General features: G+C 41.5%; 1 protein-coding gene. It reads right to left on the reverse strand.

Features of this window, described 5'->3' with window-relative positions; translation table 11 throughout:
• The coding region (locus tag AAEY57_RS19990; protein ID WP_350608665.1) for a Mur ligase family protein at nucleotides 1–272 on the reverse strand (272 nt) is incomplete at both ends.

Genomic DNA, 272 nt, shown 5'->3' on the forward strand with positions numbered 1-272 from the left:
CGTTATGTCTACCTGGCATATTCAACGTGGCAGTTAAACACTCACCTTGCTTGTTAGTTACTGTAAATGTGCATGTATTAGCTGATTGGCTAAAGTCGCTCATGCGGTAATCAGCATCCTTCGATTCGCCATACGTAATAACTGGGCGACCAAAGCGCGGAATAAGTTCAGCAGCAACTTCAGAATCAATACATACAACAGCTAAACCATAAAACGGCAAGTTATGAATAAAATCCACATATGTGTCTTTCATCTTTTCAAGACTGCCACCG

It is taken from the genome of Pseudoalteromonas sp. MER144-MNA-CIBAN-0113 (genome assembly GCF_040308965.1).
GTDB lineage: Bacteria > Pseudomonadota > Gammaproteobacteria > Enterobacterales > Alteromonadaceae > Pseudoalteromonas > Pseudoalteromonas tetraodonis.